General features: G+C 46.2%; 17 protein-coding genes and 1 pseudogene. All 18 read left to right on the top strand.

Translation table 11 applies throughout. The features are described from left to right. The first annotated feature begins 116 nt into the window (after positions 1-116). The 18 genes and pseudogenes from CXF82_RS19885 (at position 117) to CXF82_RS19800 (ending at position 18,450) form a co-directional block, all read left to right on the top strand. On the top strand, positions 117-1,187 hold the full coding sequence (locus CXF82_RS19885; protein ID WP_101089482.1) for a sensor histidine kinase: 1,071 nt from the start codon (positions 117-119) through the stop codon (positions 1,185-1,187). A gap of 5 nt (positions 1,188-1,192) precedes the next feature. Next, entirely contained in the window at positions 1,193-1,789 is a 597-nt protein-coding gene (locus tag CXF82_RS19880) for a response regulator transcription factor (protein ID WP_101089483.1), read from the top strand. Between the two features lie 82 nt (positions 1,790-1,871). Beyond that, positions 1,872-3,947, top strand: a complete 2,076-nt coding sequence (gene recG, locus CXF82_RS19875) for an ATP-dependent DNA helicase RecG (RefSeq protein WP_102044819.1) — start codon at positions 1,872-1,874, stop codon at positions 3,945-3,947. Between the two features lie 130 nt (positions 3,948-4,077). Further along, complete coding sequence (locus tag CXF82_RS19870) at positions 4,078-4,950, top strand: DUF3014 domain-containing protein (RefSeq protein WP_101089484.1); 873 nt, start codon at positions 4,078-4,080, stop codon at positions 4,948-4,950. 345 nt (positions 4,951-5,295) lie between these two features. After that, a complete protein-coding gene (locus CXF82_RS19865) occupies positions 5,296-6,012 on the top strand; it encodes a beta-ketoacyl synthase chain length factor (protein WP_102044813.1) in 717 nt (238 codons plus the stop codon). Beyond that, positions 6,005-6,824 (top strand): annotated as a pseudogene (locus tag CXF82_RS19860) (lysophospholipid acyltransferase family protein). Before CXF82_RS19865 ends, CXF82_RS19860 begins: the two are co-directional and overlap by 8 nt. Further along, positions 6,802-7,056: a phosphopantetheine-binding protein gene (locus tag CXF82_RS19855; RefSeq protein ID WP_101089487.1), complete on the top strand. Its 255-nt coding sequence runs from the start codon at positions 6,802-6,804 to the stop codon at positions 7,054-7,056. Before CXF82_RS19860 ends, CXF82_RS19855 begins: the two are co-directional and overlap by 23 nt. Positions 7,057-7,064: 8 nt before the next feature. Beyond that, a complete protein-coding gene (locus CXF82_RS19850) occupies positions 7,065-7,313 on the top strand; it encodes an acyl carrier protein (RefSeq protein ID WP_101089488.1) in 249 nt (82 codons plus the stop codon). Next, entirely contained in the window at positions 7,313-7,861 is a 549-nt protein-coding gene (locus tag CXF82_RS19845) for a COG4648 family protein (protein ID WP_101089489.1), read from the top strand. The genes CXF82_RS19850 and CXF82_RS19845 overlap by 1 nt, the downstream gene beginning before the upstream one ends. Continuing rightward, on the top strand, positions 7,858-9,237 hold the full coding sequence (locus CXF82_RS19840; protein WP_101089505.1) for an AMP-binding protein: 1,380 nt from the start codon (positions 7,858-7,860) through the stop codon (positions 9,235-9,237). The genes CXF82_RS19845 and CXF82_RS19840 overlap by 4 nt, the downstream gene beginning before the upstream one ends. Further along, entirely contained in the window at positions 9,234-9,623 is a 390-nt protein-coding gene (locus tag CXF82_RS19835) for an ApeI family dehydratase (protein ID WP_101089490.1), read from the top strand. The genes CXF82_RS19840 and CXF82_RS19835 overlap by 4 nt, the downstream gene beginning before the upstream one ends. Continuing rightward, a complete protein-coding gene (locus CXF82_RS19830) occupies positions 9,623-11,341 on the top strand; it encodes a glycosyltransferase family 2 protein (protein ID WP_101089491.1) in 1,719 nt (572 codons plus the stop codon). The genes CXF82_RS19835 and CXF82_RS19830 overlap by 1 nt, the downstream gene beginning before the upstream one ends. After that, on the top strand, positions 11,338-12,897 hold the full coding sequence (gene hutH, locus CXF82_RS19825) for an HAL/PAL/TAL family ammonia-lyase (protein ID WP_102044812.1): 1,560 nt from the start codon (positions 11,338-11,340) through the stop codon (positions 12,895-12,897). The genes CXF82_RS19830 and hutH overlap by 4 nt, the downstream gene beginning before the upstream one ends. A 34-nt stretch (positions 12,898-12,931) precedes the next feature. Further along, complete coding sequence (locus tag CXF82_RS19820; RefSeq protein ID WP_102044811.1) at positions 12,932-13,402, top strand: acyl-CoA thioesterase; 471 nt, start codon at positions 12,932-12,934, stop codon at positions 13,400-13,402. Next, positions 13,399-14,127, top strand: a complete 729-nt coding sequence (locus CXF82_RS19815; protein ID WP_101089494.1) for an outer membrane lipoprotein carrier protein LolA — start codon at positions 13,399-13,401, stop codon at positions 14,125-14,127. Before CXF82_RS19820 ends, CXF82_RS19815 begins: the two co-directional genes overlap by 4 nt. Further along, on the top strand, positions 14,124-16,541 hold the full coding sequence (locus tag CXF82_RS19810) for an MMPL family transporter (RefSeq protein ID WP_102044810.1): 2,418 nt from the start codon (positions 14,124-14,126) through the stop codon (positions 16,539-16,541). Before CXF82_RS19815 ends, CXF82_RS19810 begins: the two co-directional genes overlap by 4 nt. Then, complete coding sequence (locus CXF82_RS19805) at positions 16,535-17,812, top strand: NAD(P)/FAD-dependent oxidoreductase (protein WP_101089496.1); 1,278 nt, start codon at positions 16,535-16,537, stop codon at positions 17,810-17,812. Before CXF82_RS19810 ends, CXF82_RS19805 begins: the two co-directional genes overlap by 7 nt. Beyond that, positions 17,800-18,450 carry a DUF3261 domain-containing protein gene (locus CXF82_RS19800; protein WP_101089497.1) on the top strand — a complete coding sequence of 217 codons (651 nt, stop codon included), beginning with the start codon at positions 17,800-17,802 and terminating at the stop codon, positions 18,448-18,450. Before CXF82_RS19805 ends, CXF82_RS19800 begins: the two co-directional genes overlap by 13 nt. Positions 18,451-18,459: the final 9 nt, after the last annotated feature.

Here is an 18,459-nt window from a genome sequence, read left to right as displayed (position 1 = left end):
CTACAACGCAATGGATGGAGAGCGGCAATCTTAGACTTAACTCTCCTATATTCAAGCCACTTTTAAAGCAGCACTTTGTGGTGAACAAGTCGTTTAGGTATAAATAGGAATTTTTCATGACAACGTCAACTCAAACAAAAGAAGACAAACTGGCTTGGATATATCTCGTCAATCTGGTTTTTTACCTTATCCCCATTTTTGTCAATGAGATGCAGCCATGGGAAATAACCCTAAGCTTAATGGCGCTTGTGCCCTTCATTTATTGCTATTTTTGGGCTTATCGGTCCACCACGGCTAACGCTTACCGACCTATTCTAGCCATGATAATTATCGGCGTATTAGTGACCCCTATTAATACTGGCTCGCTATCATTATTTACCTTTGCCGGCTTCTTTCTCGGTTTTTTTTACCCGTTAAGAACAGCCATTGTCAGCCTATTAGGGCTAATGGGATTACTGTCGCTGTTGAATGCTAGCCTTAATTTTGACCATTATTATTGGGTCATTTATGGTGCAGGCCTCATTGCTGGTGTAGGGCTGTTTGGGGTTGCAGAGCGCAAACGCGTGGAGCATAAATGTCAGCAACAAAAAAGCCAAACGGAGATCCAACAACTTGCGACCATGCTAGAACGAGAACGCATTGCTCGCGATCTGCATGACATTATGGGGCACAGTCTTTCCTCAATATCTTTGAAAGCCGAGTTAGCCGAAAAGCTGATCGCCAATAATGATATTGAGCAAGCACGACTGCAATTAACTGAACTCAATAGCATCGCTAGAGATAGCTTGAGCCAGATAAGGCAAACTGTCTCAGGTTATAAACACAAGGGCCTTTCCGCCAGTGTGACACAGCTTTGTCAAACACTACGAGACAAGGGCTTAAGTGTCAGTTTGATTGGTAACATCCCCAAGCTTGAGCCCGAATTAGAAACCCAATTAATTTTGAGTCTGACGGAGCTTTGTAGCAATATTGTTCGCCATAGCAAGGGCACCCGATGTGAATTGCACTTTGAGCAAACGGCAACTCAACTGCGGATCGCTATTACCGATGATGGCTGCCCGAGCAAAATCGAACAAGGCAATGGACTCATTGGTATCAATGAGCGACTGGCTAAATTTCAAGGGGTATTGGCATGGGAGTTGGATGATGAATGCCAATTTACCATTACTCTGCCAGCACAAGGATGAAACCAATGAGAATTTTGTTAGCAGAAGATCAAGCCATGGTGAGAGGGGCATTGTCAGCGCTACTCTCTTTAGGCGGTGACTTTGACATTACCCAAGCGGCTGATGGAGACGAAGCCCTAGCACTGTTAAAACTGACGGAGTTTGACCTGCTGCTCACGGATATTGAAATGCCGGGCCGTACCGGGCTCGAACTCGCCAGTTGGTGCCAACAACATAAGCCAGCACTTAAGATCGTTATCATTACCACCTTCGGCAGAGCCGGTTATATCAAACGTGCCATAGAATCTGGTGTAGGGGGCTTTCTATTAAAAGATGCTCCCTCTGACACCTTAATCAAAGCGATTAACCAAGTGATGGCAGGTAAGCGCATAATCGATCCTGAACTGGCAATGATGGCCGTGGGCGAAATGGACCCACTCAATGACAAAGAGCGCCGCGCATTAAGGCTCGCCAGCGAAGGAAAATCCACCTCAGACATAGCCGAGCTACTATTTATTGCAGAAGGTACTGTGAGAAACTATTTATCTGAGGCTATCAGTAAATTACATGCAACTAACCGTATTGATGCCGCCAGAATTGCACAGCAAAAAGGTTGGTTGTAATGGTTAAATAACGCGCTAATTTGCGAAAAATGATATCTCTGATAATATATGTATAAATTTACAGTGTTTGAGTGCTAACCGTTTGCAAAGTCTCGATCTTGTTCCTATAACAGAACTCAAGGGCGTCGCCAAAAAGATGGCCGAGAGATTAGCTAAGCTGGATATTACAACAGTGCAAGATCTGTTGTTTCATCTGCCGCTGCGTTATGAAGATCGTACTCAGATCTACCCTATTGCTTCACTCTATCCTGGCAGTTATGGCACCATTGAAGCGGTGATCCAGTCAAGCCAAGTGATCCAAGGTCGCAAACGCATGCTGACCTGTACTGTACGTGATGATACTGGCAGTTTAACCCTACGATTTTTCAACTTTTCAGTAGCTCAGCGGAATGGTCTTGAAGCCGGCACGGTGATTCGAGCCTATGGTGAAATTCGCCGCGGTAAGCATTTTAGTGAAATTATTCATCCTGAATACAAGTTAGTCTCCGCCGAAGATGACATGCCGCTAAGTGATACCTTAACGCCGGTGTATCCCACCACTGAGGGCCTTAAGCAGGCAAGTTGGATTAAGTTAACAGAGCAAGCCTTGGTGATGCTGGCTGAGGGAGGACTACCAGAGCTATTGCCTCCCCATCTGCAACCCAATCATATGGAGCTCAAACAAGCACTACAGTTACTACACCGACCGAATAATCAAGTCTCACAGTTTGATCTTGAGCAAGGGACACATCCTGCACAGCAACGCCTTATCCAAGAGGAGTTGTTAGCACACAATTTAAGCATGCTACGCCTACGTCAACGAACACGTCGAGACAAAGCCGTGAGTATGTCGGCAACAGGTCAGCTGTTAAATCAATTTCTGGCGTCACTGCCTTTTAAACCCACTGGCGCGCAGCAGCGAGTCGGTGTCGATATCAGCACCGATCTTGAAAAAGCAGAGCCGATGATGCGACTGGTTCAAGGCGATGTGGGATCAGGGAAGACCTTAGTGGCCGCACTCGCCGCATTACAGGCTATCGAGAGCGGATACCAAGTCGCTATGATGGCGCCAACAGAGTTACTCGCTGAGCAGCACATGATTAATTTCAGCAGCTGGTTTGAGCCATTAGGGTTAAAAGTCGGCTGGTTAGCCGGTAAGCTAAAAGGCAAGGCCAGAATACAATCGTTAGCCGATATCGAATCGGGTGCGGCCAATATTGTGATTGGCACCCACGCTATATTCCAAGAACAAGTGGTGTTTAATAAGCTCGCATTAATTATCATCGATGAACAACATAGATTTGGAGTACATCAGCGCCTAGGCCTACGAGAAAAAGGAGTGAGTCAGGGCTTTCATCCGCACCAGCTCATTATGACAGCGACTCCCATTCCACGTACATTGGCAATGACCGCTTATGCGGACTTAGATACCTCAATCATCGATGAGCTTCCACCAGGGCGTAAACCGGTCACTACAGTCGCAGTATCGGATCAGCGTCGAGAGGAAGTTATCAACCGAGTGCGCCAAGCGGCGGTGAATGATAACCGTCAAACCTATTGGGTCTGCACGCTTATTGAAGAGTCTGAGGCATTAGAGTGCCAAGCAGCAGAAGACACAGCTCAAGAGCTTAAAATTGCCTTACCTGAACTCAATGTTGGCCTGATACATGGCCGAATGAAATCGGCTGAAAAGCAGCAGATTATGGCCAGTTTTAAAGCTGGAGACTTGCATCTACTTGTGGCTACAACAGTGATTGAAGTCGGTGTTGACGTGCCTAATGCCAGTCTGATGATTATTGAAAATCCAGAACGTTTAGGTCTAGCACAACTGCATCAGCTTAGAGGCCGTGTCGGTCGAGGCGCCGTGGCCAGTCATTGCGTACTCATGTATAAGCCACCGCTGTCAGCCACCGCCATTAAAAGACTCGGCGTACTAAGGCAAAGTAACGATGGATTTGTGATCGCCCAGCGTGACTTAGAGATCCGTGGCCCAGGTGAAGTGCTCGGCACCAAGCAAACTGGCATCGCCGATATGAAGATTGCTGACTTAATGCGAGATCAAGCCTTAATCCCCCATGTACAGAAGCTTGCCCCATATGTCATGCAGCAATCGCCCGACAGTGTGGATGCCATTATCCAACGCTGGCTTGGCGATCGGGAGCAGTTTGTTCAAGCCTAATTGCTGATCCATAAAATTAAATATTCTTAATAGAGCTTCAACCTATAGACAAGCTCGTTTTATTTTGCAAAATGGGTTAAGGCTATACTTATCACTATAACGATCATCGTGCGGTAGCAGAGGAATCAACATGCAACTCAGTCAAGAAGATAGAATTTCACCTCAGGAAAAGTCCTCAGGTACTAATGGCCTAGCGATTATTGCCATTGCCGTTGTTGTACTGATCTCTGCTGGAGGTTATTACTATTTAAGCGGTAATGATAAGAGCGAAGCACCGCAAATTATTGCGCCGGTTGTCATTCCCGATCCTATCCCAGAAGAGCCACTCGAAACCGATGCTAATCTGCCAGAACCGGAACCAGAAATAGTGGATCCTGTCCCTGTGCAGTTGCCTACACTCGAACCCGTTCCAGCAGTAGAGCCATTGCCAACACTGGCCGATAGCGATCCTTATGTTCATCAGAAAGCGATTGATATTGCAGACGGCATGGCAATTCAGCCTTTACTCATTGAAGACAATGTTGTGCGTCAATTTGTGGTATTTGTTGATAACTTAGCTCAAGGAGAGTTGGCTAGAAAAGTCAGTCCATTAAAAGCACCTAATAATGGCTTTACCGTGTCAGACATCGCTAATAAGACCTATGTTGACCCAGATAGTTACCACCGATATGACTTATATGCAGACTTCCTTGCCAGCTTAAATGAAGAGGAATTAGCTAAAACTTACAAAGAGATGACACCGCTTTTAAGCGAAGCTTTCAGCGAACTTGGCTACAGTAGCACGTCGTTTAACGACAGAATGCAGCAAGCTATTGGCATCATGCTCGATGCGCCGATTATTGAACAACCGATAGAACTCGATGGTGTGAGTGTTAACTACCAGTTTGTTGATCCTAAACTAGAAGCTTTACCTAATGCTCAGAAACTCATGGTGCGCATGGGACCTGAAAATGCTCGCAAGGTAAAATCAGCACTACGTCGATTGCAAAAGCACCTCGACTAACCTCTCCTAAAGTAAAATATTAAAGTATTCAAAGGCCCCGAACCAACAGGGCCTTTACTTTATCGCCACATTTTAATAGTCTTCAGCGCTTTTGCGCTACAGCCGTATCGTAAAGCACTTCTGTAATCTCTATCTTATGATGTAGAATAGCGGCTCTAATGCCGTAATTTCAACAGTATAATTATACTATTGAACTAAGCTTTCGTGTGATACCAAGCAATAGCGGCTACTTCGACATATCGTATATGCTAGGCCTTAAGAATTGATTTACTTTTGAGGGGAACAAGCGATTATTTACAATGAACTTAGGCACTACGAACGGATATTCGTATGTAAGGCAATGCAATGAAGTTTAGCATTCTTTCATGGGGCGCATGGTCGCCACACTATCAGCATAACGCTGAATGGCAGGCTTGGCCCAAGACAGTATTAGACGTATCTACTGCGAAGACGGCTGTGCCTAAATTGCCACAAGTGCCTGCAATGCAACGCCGCCGCCTCAGTAAACTCACAAAAATTATCCTTGATGCTATTTTTCAATGTGAACCACCACCGCAATGTCGCAGCATTTTTGCTTCGCAGCATGGAGAGATAAACCGCACGATTAGCTTACTTAATGACATTGTCGATAAGTCTGCGTTATCACCCACCGCCTTTAGTCAGTCAGTGCACAATACTGCCAGCGGGATCTTTAGCATCATTAGTCAAAACAGAGCAGCATCAACATCCATTGCTGCCGGCAGTGAGACGCTATCCCAAGCCTTCATTGAAGCATACGCACTACTGGTTGATGATCCTGAGCCAGTACTACTTTCTTATGCCGATGACACCGTACCCAATATTTATAAGCCATTTACGAGTGAACCAGAATGGCCGATTGCAATGGCATTTCTAGTCGCGCCAATAACTTCACCGCAAGCGGCCTTGGCAACAATTAACTTAAGCGAACTGTGCCCCAAAGCCGCGACATTAAGCTTGGGTAATATATTATCTAGTATCGCGCTAAAACAGGCTATTTCAGGTAACTTTTCCGGTGCGCATTGGAGTTTGAGCTTTGAATAAGCACCCAGCACCTCGACTAACGGGTATCGCTTACTTGCCACGATGGGTAGGGGGCACGTTTTGCTATATCGTTTTTGGCCTTGGTGGATTACTCAGTTCATTGACCATTTTGCCTATCCTCAGATTTTGGCCTGGCACCCCCACACAACGTATAGAAAGAGTGCAGCATGCGGTTCACCTCATGTTCAAAGGCTTTGTCTGCATGCTCACTTGGACGGGGTTGATTAAGGTCAGTCATGGCGACCTGCAACAACTCAAGGATGCCAAGGGAATGATTGTCACCTCAAATCACCCTACCTTGGTCGACGTCGTTGTCTTGATCAGTTTAATGCCCAATACCAGCTGCATTGTCAAACAAGGTATTTGGCGCAACCCCTTTTTACGTGGTGTAGTATCCAGTGCAGGTTATATACCCAATCGTGGTGCAGAATTCCTATTAGCGGACTGCAAAGAGGTGCTCAATAGAGGCAATAATTTAATTATTTTCCCTGAAGGTACTCGGACTATCATTGGTAAACGCGTCAATAGTTTTGCTCGCGGTGCTGCCAACATCACTATTCGCACACGCAGCGACCTGCTACCCATATTGCTTAAAACCAACTGTGTTGGCTTTAGTAAACAAGAATCTTGGTATCAATTACCCAGACGCACCATCGGCATGCATATTGAAATAGGCGAAAAACTGCCCTATCTACGCTATGATGCAACTGCGGGTGGCGATGCTAAGATGGCTCGCCAAATGACCCGTGATCTAGAAGAATATTATAAACAACAATTAGATAAATACTTATGAGCTTAGAAAACGAAATTAAACAATTGATCATCGACAGTCTTGACCTTGAAGACGTCAGTATTGATGATATTGATGCTGAAGCACCACTTTTTGGTGAAGGGTTAGGGCTAGACTCGATTGATGCACTAGAACTTGGCTTAGCAATAAAAAAACAATTTGATGTGAAAATTGAAGCTAATTCAGACGCAACCAAATTACATTTTTTCAGCGTTGCTAGCTTAGCAAGCTTCGTTAAGTCACAACGAGTGTAGGAGGCATTATGCAAACTCGTGAACAAATTTTAGAAGCATTAACCCGTATATTAGTCGATGACTTTGAAGTCGACGCTGACGATATCACGTTAACAGCATCACTTTATGAAGCGTTAGATTTGGACAGTATTGATGCTGTCGATCTAGTGATTAAACTGCAACAGATGACAGGTAAAAAAATAAAACCTGAAGAGTTTAAAGCCGTGCGCACCGTCGGTGATGTGGTCGATGCAATTCAAGGTTTAGTTAAAGACTAATGCGCTTATTTTTGCAAATAGTGACTAGCCTAGTGGTGTTTGCCTATCCGTTGGCAGTCTATTTCGGCTTGCACTATTTGCCCGTAGGCACCGTTGCACTGGTACTGTGCGCCGTACTGCTGTTGCGCTTATTACTGCAAAAACAAAAATTAAAAGCACTATTATTACCCATTTTAATTGGTATTGGTCTCACCGCAGGCAGTTTTATCGCTAAAGAGCATGCGCTGTTACTGTTCTATCCAGTCGTGATCAACCTGACAATGTTAGCGCTCTTTAGTTACTCTTTAGTTCGTGGTCCTAGCATGATTGAGCAACTTGCGAGATTGAAACAACCCGACCTTCCTGATGAAGCCGCTGGCTACCTCAATAAGGTCACACGACTTTGGTGTGGATTGTTCATTTTCAATGGCTGCGTTGCACTCTATACCGCTCTTTATGCTAGCTTGGAAACTTGGACCCTTTATAACGGCTTAATCGCCTATTTGCTTATTGGATTACTGCTCGCTGGTGAGTGGTTATACAGAACATTGTGGTTAAAAAAGACATGACTGAATTACTCAAATCTTGGTTATCTCAAGGGCCAACAGCACAGCAGTTAATTAGCTTCAACCATCACAATATTGTGACTGGTGCGGTTTTCAGCAACCAAGTTGCTCATCTGCACCAGCAGCTCAATCGTTCCCAAGAAAAGCGCTGGCTATTGAGCTGTGATAGTAGCGATATGTTTGCTGTTGGGCTCTGTGCAGGCTTGCTTGCCGGAAAGCAGATTATACTGCCCGCCAATACTCAAACGGGAACGTTGAGTGAATTAACCCATGAATTTGAGGGGGTTATTTCCGATTTACCACTATGTGAAGGCAAAGCATTTCTGCGCTTAGATAAAGATATTAATCTGCCTACATCGCAATGGCCTCAATCAATCCAATGGGGTGAGCTGGTATTATTCACCTCTGGTAGCAGTGGTAAACCCAAACGAATCGCCAAATCTATTAGGCAACTCGATGCTGAAGTCAGCATCTTGGAGCATACTTTTGCTCAGCATCTGCCACATTGCAGCGTCATAGCAACCGTTTCGCACCAACATATTTACGGCTTGCTGTTTAAAGTTCTGTGGCCACTTGCCGCTAGTCGTCCATTTTTAAGTGATTTAGTTGAGTATCCTGAAACGCTTAGCTACTACGCCAACTTATTTCCAAACTTGTGCTTAGTGAGTAGCCCAGCTCAGTTATCTCGCTTGCCTGATGCTCTCGACAATGAGCCGCAGTTGCGCGCCCCAAGCTTAGTCTTTAGCTCAGGCGGCCCACTCAGCTTTGAGGCCGCGATGGCAATAAAGCAATGCTACGGTCGTCTACCCACCGAAGTTTTTGGCAGTACAGAGACGGGCGGGATCGCATACCGACAACAACACTCCCCCGCTGAACCTTGGCAAACATTTGCCGAAATGGAGATTAAGCAAGACGCTGTCGATGGCGCATTGCAGCTGAAATCACCCTATTTAGAAAACGACCACTGGTTAAGGTGTGAAGATAAAGTCGACATTGCGGCCGATGGTAAGTTTAGCCTACAAGGCCGCTTAGATCGCATCATTAAAGTCGAAGAGAAACGCTTATCATTAGTGCAGATGGAGTCACTTTTAGAGAGTCATCCTTACGTTACAAAGGCGGCCCTACTCTTATTAGAACAGCCCAGAATACAGCTAGGGGCAGCGATTGAACTGTCGCAGCAAGGTATTGAGCAGTTAACTACCGATGGCAAACTGGCACTCAACAACGTGCTTAAACGCCATCTATTAACCCAGTTTGAACGTGTTACCTTGCCACGTCGTTGGCGCTACCCAGAGCAGCTGCCGCTCGATTTTCAGGGAAAACGCGTACACAACACCATGTTGGCTTTATTTGATATCGATAAGTTTAAGAGTAAATGATTAAATCTACGCTACCGACGATTTTGAGCACTGCAATAGATGATGACACCATTTGTTGGCGTCTAGAGATTGCTGCTGAACTTGAGTATTTCAAAGGCCACTTTCCCGAGCAACCCGTGCTGCCAGGAGTCACTCAATTAGATTGGGCGATTAAACTTGGCAGCCAGCATTTTGGCTACACCTGCGACGTTGCCGTGCTTGAGGTTCTCAAGTTTCAACAACTCATGCTGCCTAACACTCAGGTCAATTTGACCATGAGTCACAATGCCGCTAAAGCTAAGCTTATGTTTACTTATAGCGATGGCGATAAACGCTTTGCATCTGGCCGAATCGCCTTCAATATGGCCCCTCAGAGTATTCAACAGACCAATAAGGACATAGGCTAATGCGCATCGCTTTGGTCATTCCAAACTATAACCACCAAACGGCAATTGCACATACGCTTGAGCAACTTGATGAACTTGGTTTGCCTTGCTACTTGGTCAATGATGGCAGTGATGATGAAACTCGCTTTTTACTCATCGAGCTGGCCAATAAATACCCCTGGGTAACGCTGCTGCACCATCCTTTTAATCGTGGTAAAGGCGCTGCGGTAATGACGGGACTGCGCACCGCTTATCAAGATGGCTTCAGCCACGCACTGCAAGTTGATGCCGATGGGCAACACAATTTAGATGATATTCCGGCGATGATCGCCCGTGCAGAATCAGCACCAGAGGCGTTAATCTCTGGGCTACCTCAATATGATGAATCGGTGCCTAAGGCTCGCTTATACGGTCGCTATCTCACCCACATTTGGGTCTGGATAGAAACACTCAGCTTTGATATCCAAGATTCCATGTGCGGCTTTAGAGTTTACCCGTTAGCCGAGACTGAAAAACTGTTTCTAACTCATGCTCTTGGCGAGCGAATGGACTTTGATATAGAAGTGCTAGTGCGCCTGTATTGGCAAGGCGTACCCGTTATTCATATTCCTACCCGTGTTATCTACCCCGAAGATGGCATTAGCCACTTTCAAGGGTTCAAAGATAATGCGCGTATCTCTCTCATGCACAGCAAACTGTTTTTCAGCATGCTACTGCAGCAACCTAAGCGCTTGTGGAACAAATTCAGCCAAGGTAAACAAAACCAACACTGGTCCACTATGCAGGAGCGCGGCAGCTACTGGGGCATTAAATTGATAGCTGAAAGCTATCGTTACGGTGGTCACTGGTTATGCCGTGCCATTATGTACCCCGTTATCTGCTACTTCTTTGCCACTGGATCCACGGCCAGATCAGCATCACAGCAGTTTTTAAGCCAAATTAAAGCGACTCAGCCCAACCATCCTTTGCTTAATGACAAACTCAGCTGGCGTGACAGCCTCAAGCACTTTTTTGCCTTTGGTCATGCAGCGCTTGACCGCATCGATGCCTGGTGTGACCGCATCAAACTCGCCGAAGTCGACTTTCCCAATAGACAACTCTTAACAGAACAACTGGAAACTGGCAAAGGGGCTGTTTTACTGGTTTCCCATCTAGGTAATCTAGAGCTTTGCCGCGCAATATCGATCCACCAGCGCAAAGTGAAAGTGAATGTCATGGTCTTAACCGAGCACGCCGAAAACTTTAACCGTGTATTGCAGCAACTCAACCCAGATAGCGCATTAAACCTCATTCAAGTGACCGAGCTTGGGCCAAGCACTTCTATCTTGTTACAGCAAAAAATCGATGAAGGTGAATTGGTGGTTATCGCCGGAGATAGAACCTCCTCGCAAACGGCTGGCCGTGTTATCTACAAGCCCTTTTTGGGTCAAGATGCACCGTTCCCTCAAGGACCCTTTATCCTTGCAGGCTTATTAGATTGTCCAGTGTTTACCATGTTCTGCTTACGTGAAGAGGGTCGTTACCACGTTCACCTCAGCCATTTTGCTAACAGCCTGAAAGGCCCACGAGCAGGCAGAACTGAACGACTCGACAATGCAGTACAAGATTTTAGCCAGCGCCTTGAATACTTTGCGCTGCGCCAACCACTTCAATGGTTTAATTTTTATGATTTTTGGCACAAGGATGAAAATATCCAACGTACCAATGTTCAAGGCAGTAAAGGACAACAACACAAATGACCCACGCTAATTCCCTAAACATCAAGCAACAAACCGTTGAGTTTGGCTACCGTAGTTTGTCTCTTGAAGACGTTGTAGCAATTTCAAAAGGGGCAACCGCACAGTTAAAGCAGACCGAAGAATACCGAGCCTATATTCAAAAAGGTGCATTATTTATCGATAGTTTGCTCAAAGAGGAAGGCGTGGTTTATGGCGTTACCACGGGTTACGGCGACTCCTGCACAGTCACCGTCGGCCTCGATCTTGTTCATGAGCTACCACTGCATTTGACCCGTTTTCATGGCTGCGGGCTTGGCGATATTCTATCAGTGGCACAAACACGGGCGGTAATGGCTTGTCGCTTAAGCTCTCTCGCCTATGGTAAATCTGGCGTCAGCTTTGAACTACTCGAACGTATTGAGACACTGCTGAACCTCAATATTACTCCGGTGATCCCAGAAGAAGGTTCCGTCGGTGCCAGTGGTGATTTAACGCCCTTGTCATACCTTGCGGCCGTACTCATTGGTGAGCGTGATGTCATGTATCAAGGTGAGCGACGCACGACGAGCGACGTTTATAAACAACTGAATATTATCCCGTTGACGCTGCGCCCTAAAGAGGGACTCGCGCTAATGAATGGCACTGCGGTGATGACAGCACTGGCTTGTTTAGCCTTTGATCGCGCTCAATATATGGCTCGATTATCAAGCCGCATTACAGCGATGGCCTCACTGACGTTAAAAGGAAATTCGAACCACTTCGATGAGATCCTGTTTGCCGCCAAGCCGCACCCGGGTCAAAATCAAATTGCCGCGTGGATCCGTGAGGACTTAAATCATCACACTCACCCGCGTAACTCTGACAGATTGCAAGACAGATACTCAATACGCTGCGCACCACATGTGATCGGTGTACTGCAAGATGCGCTGCCCTTTATGCGCCAGTTTATCGAAACCGAGCTTAACAGCGCTAACGACAATCCTATTGTGGATGCCGAAGGTGAGCATATCCTTCACGGCGGGCACTTCTATGGCGGCCATATCGCATTCGCGATGGATTCGATGAAAATTGCCGTGGCCAACATTGCCGACTTAATTGACCGCCAGATGGCGTTAGTGATGGATCAAAAGTTTAATAATGGTCTGCCCGCTAACCTTTCAGCGGCAATGGGTAAGCGTAAAGCCATCAATCACGGCTTTAAAGCCGTACAGATTGGCGTGTCTGCATGGACTGCTGAAGCACTAAAAAATACCATGCCTGCCAGTGTGTTTTCACGCTCTACCGAATGCCATAATCAAGATAAAGTCAGCATGGGCACCATTTCGGCGCGTGATTGTATGCGAGTGTTACAACTTACAGAACAAGTCGCGGCCGCAGCGTTGTTGGCCATGTCTCAAGGTATTCGGTTGCGTATCATGCAACAAGAGCTAGCGCCAAGCTCTATCACGCCATCACTGGCTAAGACGTTAGCGCAAGTCGAAGCCGATTTTGAACTGCTCACCGAAGACAGACCATTGGAGCAAGCACTCCGTGCTACCGTCGACAAGATCCAAAGTGGCGATTGGGAAGTATGTTAGTGGGCGTAACCATGCCAACAAGGATAGTGACCTTATGAAAGGGATTATAAGCACCGAAATTGAAATAGTTATCCCTTTCCATGATGTCGATTCAATGGGCATTACCTGGCATGGAAACTATCTGCGCTATTTTGAAATCGCTCGCTGCCAGTTACTCGATCTTATCGATTACGGTTACCGAGCAATGCAAACTTCAGGCTATAGCTGGCCCATTGTCGACTTACAGATCAAGTATGTACAGTCGAGTACTTTTGAGCAAAAGGTGATCATCAAAGCCGCCATCGTTGAATGGGAGAATCGGTTAAAAATTAATTACCAAGTATTGGATGCTGTCACTAAAAAACGCATTACCAAAGGCTATACCATACAAGCGGCGGTTGACATGCAAACGCAAGAGTTGTGCTTTGTTACGCCTGAGGTGTTTCAACATAAAATAGCCAAACTTGTCGATGCGAGTGATCAATTAAGCGCTTCGCTGACCCCGACCACAGGCTCAAATAAATGACGTTCGCAGGATCTGAGTCGCGCAGCTGCCAGTTTATATTAACCTGTATCCTCTTAATCGGTAATGCCGTGAGTTTTTCGGCTCATAGTGGGACAGATTTTGATGCTTTATTTGCACAAACGGCATCATCGAATGAGTTAACCCAACTCTCTAAGCAGCTAGCACCAAGCTCACAAGCGAAGGGGTTATTTACTCAGTATCGGCACTTAAAGGTGCTTAAGAAGCCACTGGTCAGTAAAGGCAGTTTTGTCTTTTCTAAACAGCTCGGCGTGATCTGGCAGCAGCAGTCGCCCTTCAATAGCACCCTAATCTTACAAGCGGGTCGCTTGACTCAAATCGACAGTCAAGGGCAAGTCCACATTAGCGATGCACAGCAATCCACCACGGCCAATCAACTGTCGCAATTAATGCCAACCCTGCTTAACGCCTTGCTCAGTGGTGATCTACACACGCTCGAGCAACATTTTCAATTGAGCTTACAAAGCGCCAGCGCCGACAACGAACAATGGCAACTGGGTTTGACGCCAATAGACCCTTTGGTCAAAAAAGCGATCCCTAGGCTGGTGTTAATGGGTGAGAAACAGATCCAGACCTTGATCCTATTCAGTGACAACCAAGATAGCAGCCGCATCGAATTTTCGGCGATCAATGAAATGCCGTTAACTGAGCAAGACAAAGCACGTTTTTCTCCCGCACAGGAAGATAGCAGCAGAGAAACCCGATGAGCACAACATCTCCTCTAGCCGTATTTAGCGTGTTAGCCACGCTCAGCCCAAGTAAAAAGTTACTGGTCTGGCTGACATTGGTATTTTTCACGTTAACACTGGGTTTTTTGCAATGGCAATCTGGCGCCAAGATCCAGACTGATATTTTGGCTATGCTGCCTAAAGTAAGTGAAAAACCACTTGAGCAACGTGCCATTGCTCAAGTTGAACAGCAGTTAGCCAATCGACTCTATATCGGGGTTATTAGTGCTGATAAAAACCAAGCAGTGAGCGCTGCATCTGCACTCATGCAGCAGTTAAAATCAAATAGCACCGCGGTGTTCACTGACATCAGTAGCGCTGACATTTCGCAAGCCGAAGCCTTAAACGCCTTTTACTTTCCGTACCGATTCAACCTACTGACCGATAAACAACAACAGCAACTCACACAAAATCAGTGGCCACAGCTAACTCAAGCGAGTTTACAGAAACTCTATAGCGCCTTTGGTTACGCCAATAGCGCCTTGATAAGTCATGACCCGCTGTTGCTCTACCCCGATAACTTACTCGCACTGGCCCCTAAACAAGCGTTAAGTGTAGAGAACGCTGTGCTCGTGACTCGCCTACCCAGTAATGATGCTAAAGCTACGCCACGCTATGTCGCTATCGTGATGGCAAAAGGGTTACAAAGCGTCTTTAGTCCTAATGCTCAACAATCACAGCTGAGCGCACTCAATACTGCACAGCGGGCGGTCAGTGCCGAATTTGCTGCGGTTGATTTTATACACGCAGGCGCGCTTTTTCATGCCGCGGCAGCCACTGACAATGCAAAAAAAGAGGTCTCAAGCATTGGCCTCATCTCGCTTATCGGGGTTATCGCCTTAGTCTGGTTTGCCTTTCGTTCCATCATGCCGTTAATGATTGCTGTCATTACGTTAAGCTGCAGCCTGCTTTTTGCCGTCGTACTCACGCTTGTGGTATTTGGCGAGTTGCATTTACTGACCCTAGTATTTGGCACCAGCCTTATTGGCATCGCCATTGATTACTGCTTTCACTTTTACTGCGAACGATTAAATCATCCTCAGCAAGATGCTAACCGGACTTCATTAGCCATTCTGCCAGCGATTTCATTAGCCTTAGTCACCAGTATTATCGCCTATGGCTCACTGGGGCTAGCGCCTTTCCCTGGGATGCAACAAGTCGCCATATTTTGCGCTGCGGGTCTAATAGGGGCTTATTTAACCTTGGTGTTTGCCTACCCTAAATTGGCGGGTGCAAAACTAAATGACGGCCAACGCCTGCTTGAGTTTGCTGATACATACCAAGGTTTTATGCTTAAGCGCGCCATACCATCATCGCGATTATCAACAGTAATCCTGTTACTTAGCACGGTAGCTTTTATCGGTGTCGGGCTCTCGCAGCTTAAGAGCGATGATGATATTCGTCAATTACAACACACACCCGCAGCCATTCAGCAGCAAGAAGACACGCTACGCACCGTACTCAGTGGCGGAACGGATAATCAGTTTCTGCTGGTATCTGGACAAACTGAAGAACAAGTAAAGCAAGCGCTTGAGCAACTCGAACCTATTCTCGAGACGGCACAACAACAGCAATTACTTGGCAATCACTTTAGCTTGAGTAAATTTCTGCCCAGTGAAAAAACACAAGCAAGCAACTACCAGTTACAGCAGCAAATTTATCAGCAACATTTAGTCGAAATCCTTAACCGTTTGGGGATCGAAGACAGCATTAAACAGCCGTTAGCGGATGAGTTTACTGCGGCAAAAAACCGCTATATTCATGTCGAAGACTTCCTACAATCTCCCGCAGGGCAGCAGTTAAGCTCTATGTGGCTAATGCCGCAACAAGACTCTGACTGCGCATCCATTGTATTACTCGGTGGCATTAAACAACTCGACACATTGTCAGCCCTGTTTAGCGACAATCCCAACGTTGATTTAGTGGATAAGGTGGGCGACATATCCAAAGTAATGGGCCACTATCGTCAACTAACACTGGCACTGCTGGTCATCGCATTGATCACTGCCGTAAGCATATTCACCTTTAGATTCGGTGTAAAACTTGCTTCAATAGTGGTGAGCGTACCCGGATTTGCTGCGATATTAACCTTATCGACCTTGGGGATAATGCACGCGCCATTGACTCTGTTTCATGCGTTGGCGCTGATTTTAGTGTTTGGGATTGGCATTGACTACAGCCTGTTTTTTGCTGAAGCGAATCAAAAGACACGCGGGGTGATGATGGCTGTACTCATGTCAGCGATATCGACACTACTCGCTTTTGGTTTACTTGCATTTAGCCAAACCCCAGCCATTAGCGCATTTGGTTTGACCCTATTGATAGGCATTAGCTTTACCTTTTTACTGTCGCCATTTATTCAAATTTACACAAGGAAACCATCTCAATGTTAAGCTCCAATGCACATCAGAACACGATAACTCAAGATGTTGAAAAGAGTCGTGTTGAAGACGTCGATGTTGCCATCATAGGCGCGGGCCCATCAGGGAGTATTGCGGCAAGTTTACTGCATGCTCAGGGCAAACGCGTTCTGGTGCTAGAGAAGCAGCATTTTCCGCGTTTTTCAATTGGAGAAAGCCTACTCCCTTGCTGCATGCAAGTGATTGCTGAAGCCAATATGCTCGACGCTGTTAACGCGGCGGGCTTTCAATATAAAAATGGTGCAGCGTTTAGATGTCGCGATCAATACACCAGCTTCGACTTTAATGACAAGTTCACCCCGGGCCCAGGGACAACTTTTCAAGTTGAACGCGCTCAGTTCGACAAACTGCTGGCAGACGAAGCCACTAAGCAGGGGGTAGAGATCCGCTATGGCCAGTCAGTAGAGTCGGTAAACCTTGACTCAGTACCTGAACTAACGGTACAAAATGAAGCCGGCGAAACCTACACCGTTAATGCAAAGTTCATTCTGGATGCCAGTGGTTTTAGCCGAGTGTTACCCCGATTACTCGACTTAGAAAAACCATCACACTTACCCACGCGTACTGCCGTTTTCAACCATATCAACGACAATATTACTTGTCCTGATTTCGACCGTAATAAAATTCTCATCAGTGTTCACCCTGATAATAAAGATATTTGGTACTGGTTAATCCCTTTTAGCAATGGCCGTTGCTCAGTCGGTGTTGTGGCAGAGCCACATCAACTCGGTAACTTAGCAGGCAATTTGGACGACGTGCTGCTGCAGATGATATCTCTAGAACCTGGGCTTAAAAAATTGCTCGCCAATGCAGAGTTAGTCAATGACTCCGCGCTGCTACAAGGATACTCCGCTAACGTTAAGACCTTAGCGACTAATAAGTTTGCGCTCTTAGGCAATGCTGGAGAGTTTCTTGATCCGGTCTTTTCATCCGGCGTGACTATCGCAATGCAATCGGCTTCTTTGGCGGCTAAAGCCCTTATCAAGCAACTCGATGGTGAAGCCATTGATTGGCAGGATGAATACGCTACGCCATTAATGAAAGGCGTTGATACCTTTAGAACATACGTCGAAGCTTGGTACGACTGCCGCTTTCAAGACGCTATATTTTATAGTGATCCCGACCTCACCATTAAGCAGATGATCTGTTCAATTTTAGCGGGCTATGCTTGGGATCAAAACAATCCCTTTGTCAGTGAATCAAAAAGACGCCTTAATATGGTTGTAGAAATATGTCGCAGCTAACGCATTTTCTTAAAGGCATAAGCTGCTTTAGCTTGCTGCTGTTAGCGGGTTGCAGCCAAACCTTGCAAAGACAAACCTGCGTTGAACTGCCAAGCAACGTCAGTTACTGTCTGGCGCCGCTCAACGACGCCAGCACAATTGAGCCGTCAAAGCCTTTCACTGAGCGTAGCCTGACTCAAAAAACAACCATAAAGACCCAATCAAGTCAGCATGAACTGCTCACTCAATTGGAGCTTAATCCGCAGCAGCTGACGTTAGTTGGCTTAGCCCCTTTAGGCCAACCACTATTTACGCTGACTTATGATGGCGATAAGCTTATCAGTGAGCAAAGCACGTTACTCGGCAATCAATTTAAAGCCGAGTATCTGTTAGCTATTATGCAACTTGTCTATTGGCGTGAAGACAGCCTCAATCGCCATTTACAAAATGGCTATATACAGGGCTATAATTGCGATGGTGCCTATTGCCGAAAGCTATTTGCTGCAGTGCCGAGAGGGAGTAGCAAAGAGATGAAGATTAATGCAGAAGATCCGCAGCCGATTGTCACCATCCGTTATAGTCGGCCTGAACCATGGCAAGCCAAAGTCGAATTGAGGATTGATGCTGCTGATTTCGAGCTCATCATCACTCCGTTATAAATCTATTAT

The organism is Shewanella sp. GutDb-MelDb, assembly GCF_002836075.1.
Lineage (GTDB): Bacteria > Pseudomonadota > Gammaproteobacteria > Enterobacterales > Shewanellaceae > Shewanella.
The sequence above is the reverse complement of the archived record's forward strand: the minus strand, read 5'-3'. Positions and strand labels throughout refer to the sequence as shown.

Coding starts and splice junctions, on each gene's coding strand:
- CXF82_RS19885 (WP_101089482.1), top strand. CDS start 117: ATGACAACGTCAACTCAAACAAAAGAAGACAAACTGGCTTGGATATAT.
- CXF82_RS19880 (WP_101089483.1), top strand. CDS start 1,193: ATGAGAATTTTGTTAGCAGAAGATCAAGCCATGGTGAGAGGGGCATTG.
- CXF82_RS19870 (WP_101089484.1), top strand. CDS start 4,078: ATGCAACTCAGTCAAGAAGATAGAATTTCACCTCAGGAAAAGTCCTCA.
- CXF82_RS19865 (WP_102044813.1), top strand. CDS start 5,296: ATGAAGTTTAGCATTCTTTCATGGGGCGCATGGTCGCCACACTATCAG.
- CXF82_RS19855 (WP_101089487.1), top strand. CDS start 6,802: ATGAGCTTAGAAAACGAAATTAAACAATTGATCATCGACAGTCTTGAC.
- CXF82_RS19850 (WP_101089488.1), top strand. CDS start 7,065: ATGCAAACTCGTGAACAAATTTTAGAAGCATTAACCCGTATATTAGTC.
- CXF82_RS19845 (WP_101089489.1), top strand. CDS start 7,313: ATGCGCTTATTTTTGCAAATAGTGACTAGCCTAGTGGTGTTTGCCTAT.
- CXF82_RS19840 (WP_101089505.1), top strand. CDS start 7,858: ATGACTGAATTACTCAAATCTTGGTTATCTCAAGGGCCAACAGCACAG.
- CXF82_RS19835 (WP_101089490.1), top strand. CDS start 9,234: ATGATTAAATCTACGCTACCGACGATTTTGAGCACTGCAATAGATGAT.
- CXF82_RS19830 (WP_101089491.1), top strand. CDS start 9,623: ATGCGCATCGCTTTGGTCATTCCAAACTATAACCACCAAACGGCAATT.
- hutH (WP_102044812.1), top strand. CDS start 11,338: ATGACCCACGCTAATTCCCTAAACATCAAGCAACAAACCGTTGAGTTT.
- CXF82_RS19820 (WP_102044811.1), top strand. CDS start 12,932: ATGAAAGGGATTATAAGCACCGAAATTGAAATAGTTATCCCTTTCCAT.
- CXF82_RS19815 (WP_101089494.1), top strand. CDS start 13,399: ATGACGTTCGCAGGATCTGAGTCGCGCAGCTGCCAGTTTATATTAACC.
- CXF82_RS19810 (WP_102044810.1), top strand. CDS start 14,124: ATGAGCACAACATCTCCTCTAGCCGTATTTAGCGTGTTAGCCACGCTC.
- CXF82_RS19805 (WP_101089496.1), top strand. CDS start 16,535: ATGTTAAGCTCCAATGCACATCAGAACACGATAACTCAAGATGTTGAA.
- CXF82_RS19800 (WP_101089497.1), top strand. CDS start 17,800: ATGTCGCAGCTAACGCATTTTCTTAAAGGCATAAGCTGCTTTAGCTTG.